Genomic DNA, 6,123 nt, shown 5'->3' with positions numbered 1-6,123 from the left:
CCTGCTTTCAAGGTAAGTTTAGCAAGGGATGAACCAAATTTCAACTATAAAAACTCAAGTTTTATCTTGTAAACGTTTACTTAATGTAAAATAATCAATTTGCCCATACTGAACGATTTCACCGTCCATCTCGACTACCGGAATCATCAATCCGAATCGCTCTGTCAAATCGTCGCTTAAGTCGATATCATATTCAGAAAGTTCGAACGGGATATCTTCTTTTATAAGGTTAAGAATAAGTTTCGCGTCCACACACAAAGGACATCGGTCTCTCGTATAAAAGTTCACTTTAATCAGTTTCTGATCATTCATATCTTTTTCTCCTTGTGGACGAAGGAATGTTGAGCTGATCTCTGTACTTCGCCACTGTTCTCCTCGAAACGTGCAGACCTTTTTCCTGCAGCATCACGGCAATCGCCTGGTCTGACAAAGGCTTCTTCTTATCTTCAGTGGTGACCATCTGCATGATCTCGGCCTTTATCCCTTCTGAAGAAACAGCATCTTCATCTTTTCCAACACCGCTTACAAACAAAGCCTTCATTTCATATGTCCCACACGGTGTTCCAATGTACTTCCCTCTAACAGCCCTGCTGATGGTAGACTCATGCACCCCTATTGTCTCTGCCACCTCTTTTAAAGTCAAAGGTTTAAGTTCCTTTGGACCATATCTAAAAAAAGCCTCCTGCCTTTCCACAAGGCACTTTCCTACTTTCATCAACGTGGTTTTACGCTGATCGAGCATTTTGAGAAGCCACTGAAACTCCTGCTTTTTATCACGCATAAACTTTAAGCCTTCTTTATCCTTTGAAGAGGCGATTAATTCATCATATTCGCTGTTGTATTTGATCTTCATGACACTGCCGTCGACCAACTGCACTTCCAATCCATCTTTACTGCGGGTCACATTCATTTCCGGCCGTATATACTGTGGAGCCTCCGATGTGAATCTTGCTCCTGGGCGAGGGTTCAGTGTTTTCACGTAGTCCGCTGTTAATTGAATATCTGATAGAGTAATTCCTAACTCTTTTGTGATCGTTTTCCATGTCTTTTCACAAAAAGCCGCGAAGTGATGCTCAATGATTGAGTGGGCATGTTCCGGAGCTTCGGTGTCCCTCTGAATCTGCAGAAGGAGACATTCCTTTAGATTCCTTGCGCCGATTCCGGCTGGTTCCAGACTCTGAAGCATTTCTATATAGGTTGATAGATCCGATACTCGAAAAAGACTTTCTATATTGGACGGCAAATAGCCGTTCTCATCAAGGCTGTCAAATAAAAGAGATAGAGTGTTACGGTCTTCATGGTTAAGCGTTTTCAAATTCAATTGCGCATTTAGGTGCTCCCATAACGAATGCTGCTGCACTGCAATCTCTTCAATCCAATCAATACTCATTCCGTTATACTCTTGGTTTCTTTTTCTAGTACGTTCCTCATAGGAAACAGGTTCAAGCTGAAGAAGCGGATTCTCCAGTGCTTTGCTTTCCAAATAGGCATTCAATTCCTGGGAGGAATACTGCAGCAATTCAATCGCCTGTGTCAGCTGCTGAGTCATATTCAATTTCAATGATTGCCGCTGCCATAATCCGGTATTGAGCTTCATTCCCGATCCCTCCTCACCTTATTTTACAACAGAAAAGAGAGTGAGTGTATGGAAATAAGTAGATTCGGGTGTGGGATTTGGTTTGGGGTAATTAAATTTGGTTGTGATTTCCGCTGCAGGCACTCGACTCCGCGGGGCGGGCGTTGAGCCTCCTCGGCTGCGCCTGTATAAAAGTGGAAGCGCCCTGTTCAGCCCCGACAGGCAAATGTTCCACAGCGAAGAAAAGGTGATCTTTCCTTTTATTCGCTGTGGGTTATTTGAGCCGAGGGGCTGGACGCTGCAACTGGATTGGGGGTCTCACCTGTCATCAAAAGTGGAAGCGCCACTCTCAGCTCCGACAGGCAAATGTTCCGAAGAGAAAAAAAGGCGCTTTTTCCTTTTATTCTCTTCGGGTTATTTGATCCCGAGGGGCTTGGCGCTGGAACTAGATGTCCCGCTTATCCCGCAGGAGGTCTAGTACCTTCCGCTCCAATCATACAGATTAACTCTCAAGGATTCTATTTCTTATAAGCAAGCCTGACCATTCTCTATTACTAGATAAATTCAGACAAGTATATTTGTATAGATTACTTTCCTCTTGGGTACGAGGGCTTTTCTCTCTAAACAAAGTGAATAACTCTTTTCTTTCTTGCTGACCAAAATAATTTCTGCTAATTCTAGCCATACCTCTTGAACTTCATATAGAAGTAACCTAAAACAAAAACCAGCCCCGAATTCTGCTTATCAGCAAAACGGAGCTGGTTTCGTTAATGGTGCTTACTTTTTAGGAATCTCGCAGCCATTCTCATCACAGACAACGCCGTCTTCATTGCCGCTGTTTAAAACTGTGATTTTTTCTTCTTCTTCTGCGATCACTTTTTTCAATGCCTGCACAAACACTTCAGTCGGCTGGGCACCGGTAAGAGCGTACTTTTGGTTGATCAGATAAAAAGGTACACCTGACACGCCAATCTGCTGTGCGGCCTGTTCATCTGCACGGACGGCATCAGACATCTCGTCGCTTGCCAGCACCTTTTGTACCGCTTCACGGTCCAGACCTATTTCAACTGCAAGATCTGTCAGCGTATCATGATCACCGATATGCTTGGATTCCGTATAGTAAGCATGTAAAATACGGTCGGTCATTTCTTTCATAAGGCCCTTTGTTTTAGCATACATCGTTAAACGATGAGCATCAAAGGTATTCGTCAAGATCAGAGTATCCATTTGATAATCTAATCCAACTTCTTTCGCCATATTCACCATATTTTCAGTATTGGCTTTGGCTTGATCTATACTCATGCCGTATTTCTTGGCGAGCTTCTCATAAATGTTTTCTTTAATATCTCGGTCCGCTGTCGGATCCAATTCAAAGCACTTGTATGTCACTTCAATTGGGTGGTCAATCTGCTTAATGGCGTCCTCCAGACGCCTTTTGCCAATATAGCAGAAAGGTCAAGCGAAGTCTGTCCACATTTCGATGTGCATGTTAATCCCTCCAAATCATTATTCATCTATAGTATAGATGGTGAGGTTGGATTTTACACGGAATTTGCTTAAGTGCGGGTTTTCAAAAAATAAGGCTTTTTTTAGGAAAGTGTGTAGACCCATATATCGAGTTAATCGACAGGGAGGGTGTGGGAACGATTGATCAATTTCTATCCCCTCCCCCGTGGGGCTCACGCACTTGGACAAATTAACATACTACATAAAAAGGCCCCCGCACTGAAAATCAGCGCGGGAGCCTTTGGTAACGCCCTCGGAGGGAATCGAACCCCCATTTTAAGAACCGGAATCTTACGTGCTATCCGTTGCACCACGAGGGCAAGCTGTACGACAAGCGTACGATATCCTATTATAATCCAGAAACCGGTGAAATGCAATAGGTTTTCAGGAACAGAGTTTGGATTTCAAGAAGATAAGGATTATCGGTTAATTGGGAATAGAAATTTGTTTAGGTATTGGCCGTATAGTGATTAATCAGGCCAATTAGATTCTATAATACTCATAATACTGGTCGGCAAAAGTGGTTTATCAGCCTATTAAATTCAAAAATCTAAGTCATACCGGCTCACTAGTCAATTCTAACACTTTGTTGATTGGAGCGGAGGGTGTCCGACCTCCTGCGGGAGCAGCGGGACAGGTGAGACCCCCAATCCATTTACAGCGCCCAGCCCCTCGGGGTCAAATAACCCTCAGCGAATAAAAGGAAAGATCACCTTTTTTTCGCTGAGGAACATCTGCCTGTCGGTGCTAAACGGGGCGCTTCCACTTTTTAAACAGGCGCAGCCGAGGAGGCTCACCGCCCGCCCCGCGGAGTCGGATATCCGGAGCGGAAATCCGTCAATACTATTTTAGATAAAACAAACAATAATCTTTTATTCATATTTAGCATAGTTTAAAAAAGGAATGGATGGGTATCATGTAGAAAGGATTGTCGAGGGAAAAATTAGCTTGAAGAGGGTTAATTGTTTGACCTTTATTGACCAACTGGTGTATTATATCAGTACATAAAGAATTTGTATGTTTCCAACATAACATTAATTGATCGAAGGAGGAAATAAGATGAACTTAATTCCGACAGTTATTGAACAAACAAACCGCGGTGAGCGTGCGTACGACATTTACTCCCGTTTGTTGAAAGACCGCGTTATCATGCTGGGAAGCGGCATTGATGATAATGTTGCCAACTCCATCGTTGCGCAATTGCTATTCCTTGAATCAGAGAATCCTGAAAAAGATATCTCCATTTACATCAACAGCCCTGGCGGAAGCATCACAGCTGGTATGGCTATCTATGATACAATCCAGTACATCAAACCTGACGTGCAAACGATCTGTATCGGTATGGCTGCATCAATGGGTGCATTCCTTCTTGCTGCAGGTGCAAAAGGAAAGCGCCTTGCCCTGCCAAATGCAGAAGTTATGATTCATCAGCCGCTTGGAGGAGCACAAGGTCAAGCGACAGAAATCGAAATCGCTGCGAAGCGCATCTTGTTCTTGCGTGAGAAGCTGAACCAGATCCTTTCTGACCGTACTGGACAGCCTCTTGAAGTCATTTCTAAAGATACTGACCGCGACAATTTCATGACAGCGGAAAGAGCGCTTGAATACGGTTTGATCGACCGCATCATCACTAGCAATGAAATGAACGAAAATAAATAATTTCATCGTTCCAAGTACCTGACTGACATCAGCAGTACAGTTTGTAAGTCAGAATGCTATATCACATAGAAGCCGCAGAAGGCTTTTCGCCTTCTGCGGTTTTTGGATTGTGTTTTATTTAGTATTCGTAAAGCCGCCATCAATACGGATGACTTCTCCGTTGATATATTCTGCTTTCGACGTTAATAAGAACGTTACAAGCTCTGCAACTTCTTCCGGGGTGCCTAAACGTTTTTGCGGGATACCGCCAGTCGCGTTGGCTTTCATTTCAGGATTCGCCTCATAAAAAGCTTTGACCATTGGCGTTTCGGTCGGCCCTGGTGCTATGGCATTTACTCTTAATCCTTCTTTGGCATACTCAGCAACCATGCTCTTGGTCAGTCCGATTATACCGTGTTTGGTAGCAGAATACGTCACAACGGAGTCCTGCCCAATCACACCCGCACTTGAAGCAGTATTAACGATTGAGCCTCCGCCATTCTTCATCATTACTTCTGCAACGTAACGAACCCCATACAAAGCTCCCATCAGGTTTATAGAAACGACCTGTTCAATCTCCTCGATCTCTGTGTTTAAAAAGTACTGCCCGCTACCGGATATACCAGCGTTATTAAAGAAATAATCTACCTTACCAAATTCCTCAACTGTTTTATCCACATAATTCTTCACTTCTTCAGCTTTAGAAACATCCGCTTTAATAAAAATGGCGTTAACTCCTTTTTGCTTAACCATTTCAACCGTTTCATTTCCACCCTCTTCATTGATATCGACCACTGCTATATCTATACCTTCTTTTGCCAAGCGGACCGCTGCAGATTGTCCTAATCCGCTTCCGGCTCCTGTGATAATCGCTGCTTTATTTTCACTCACAAAAATTCCTCCTTTAATACTTATCACTATCGCAATTCCTTTGTTTCCTTCCTTATATTGCTCAAATAGATCAAGTTCAAACATAGGTTGTCTTTATAGCGAAAGCTTCGGGGGAGGAAGATAAGGTATATTGACATATGAAAATTACATGGAGTGTAAATCATTCATAAAGGCAGCAGAAAACTGTTCGAATGGTTTATCCGCACACTTCACCACAAAAAAACCCCACCTCATAAAAAGATGGAGTAATTAATCAGCTTTCTTTTTGCACGAATTCAGTGAGGTGTTTCACCGCTTGTTCTTCATCAGTGCCGTCTGCAATCAGTGTGATTTCTGTTCCTGAACTTACGGCAAGGCTCATTAAGCCCATGATGCTTTTAGCGTTTACTTTTTTGCCGTTTCTTTCCAGAAATACTTCTGATGAGAATCGGTTGGCTTCCTGTACGAATAATGCCGCCGGGCGGGCTTGCAAGCCAGTTTTTAATTTTACCTCTACTTTTTGTTCAATCATG

The 6,123-nt window shown here is 43.2% G+C and carries 6 protein-coding genes and 1 tRNA gene; 1 reads left to right on the top strand and 6 read right to left on the bottom strand.

Annotated features, from left to right (window positions below; translation table 11 throughout):
- Positions 1-54: 54 nt before the first annotated feature.
- The 4 genes from BSG1_RS09855 to BSG1_RS09835 all read right to left on the bottom strand — a co-directional run bounded on the left by BSG1_RS09855 (position 55) and on the right by BSG1_RS09835 (position 3,402).
- Positions 55-312, bottom strand: coding sequence for a glutaredoxin family protein (locus BSG1_RS09855; protein ID WP_006836871.1), 258 nt, complete (start codon positions 310-312; stop codon positions 55-57).
- Positions 305-1,597: an RNA polymerase factor sigma-54 gene (gene rpoN, locus BSG1_RS09850; RefSeq protein ID WP_006836870.1), complete on the bottom strand. Its 1,293-nt coding sequence runs from the start codon at positions 1,595-1,597 to the stop codon at positions 305-307. The genes BSG1_RS09855 and rpoN overlap by 8 nt, the downstream gene beginning before the upstream one ends.
- Before the next feature lie 756 nt (positions 1,598-2,353).
- Complete coding sequence (locus tag BSG1_RS09840) at positions 2,354-3,019, bottom strand: DsbA family oxidoreductase (RefSeq protein ID WP_269479316.1); 666 nt, start codon at positions 3,017-3,019, stop codon at positions 2,354-2,356.
- A gap of 311 nt (positions 3,020-3,330) precedes the next feature.
- A tRNA-Arg gene (locus BSG1_RS09835) sits at positions 3,331-3,402 on the bottom strand.
- Positions 3,403-4,141: 739 nt separating this feature from the next.
- Here BSG1_RS09835 and clpP point away from each other — a divergent pair.
- Positions 4,142-4,741, top strand: coding sequence for an ATP-dependent Clp endopeptidase proteolytic subunit ClpP (gene clpP / locus BSG1_RS09830; RefSeq protein ID WP_044022699.1), 600 nt, complete (start codon positions 4,142-4,144; stop codon positions 4,739-4,741).
- 114 nt (positions 4,742-4,855) lie between these two features.
- Here clpP and BSG1_RS09825 read toward each other — a convergent pair whose 3' ends face one another.
- Together BSG1_RS09825 and BSG1_RS09820 are read right to left on the bottom strand one after the other, a co-directional pair.
- Positions 4,856-5,611 carry an SDR family NAD(P)-dependent oxidoreductase gene (locus BSG1_RS09825; RefSeq protein WP_044022702.1) on the bottom strand — a complete coding sequence of 252 codons (756 nt, stop codon included), beginning with the start codon at positions 5,609-5,611 and terminating at the stop codon, positions 4,856-4,858.
- A 253-nt stretch (positions 5,612-5,864) separates the two neighbouring features.
- Entirely contained in the window at positions 5,865-6,122 is a 258-nt protein-coding gene (locus BSG1_RS09820) for an HPr family phosphocarrier protein (protein WP_006836864.1), read from the bottom strand.
- Position 6,123 lies beyond the last annotated feature (1 nt).

This window comes from Bacillus sp. SG-1 (genome assembly GCF_000181495.1).
Taxonomy (GTDB): Bacteria; Bacillota; Bacilli; order Bacillales; family Bacillaceae_B; genus Rossellomorea.
This window is presented reverse-complemented; position numbering and strand designations above follow the sequence as displayed.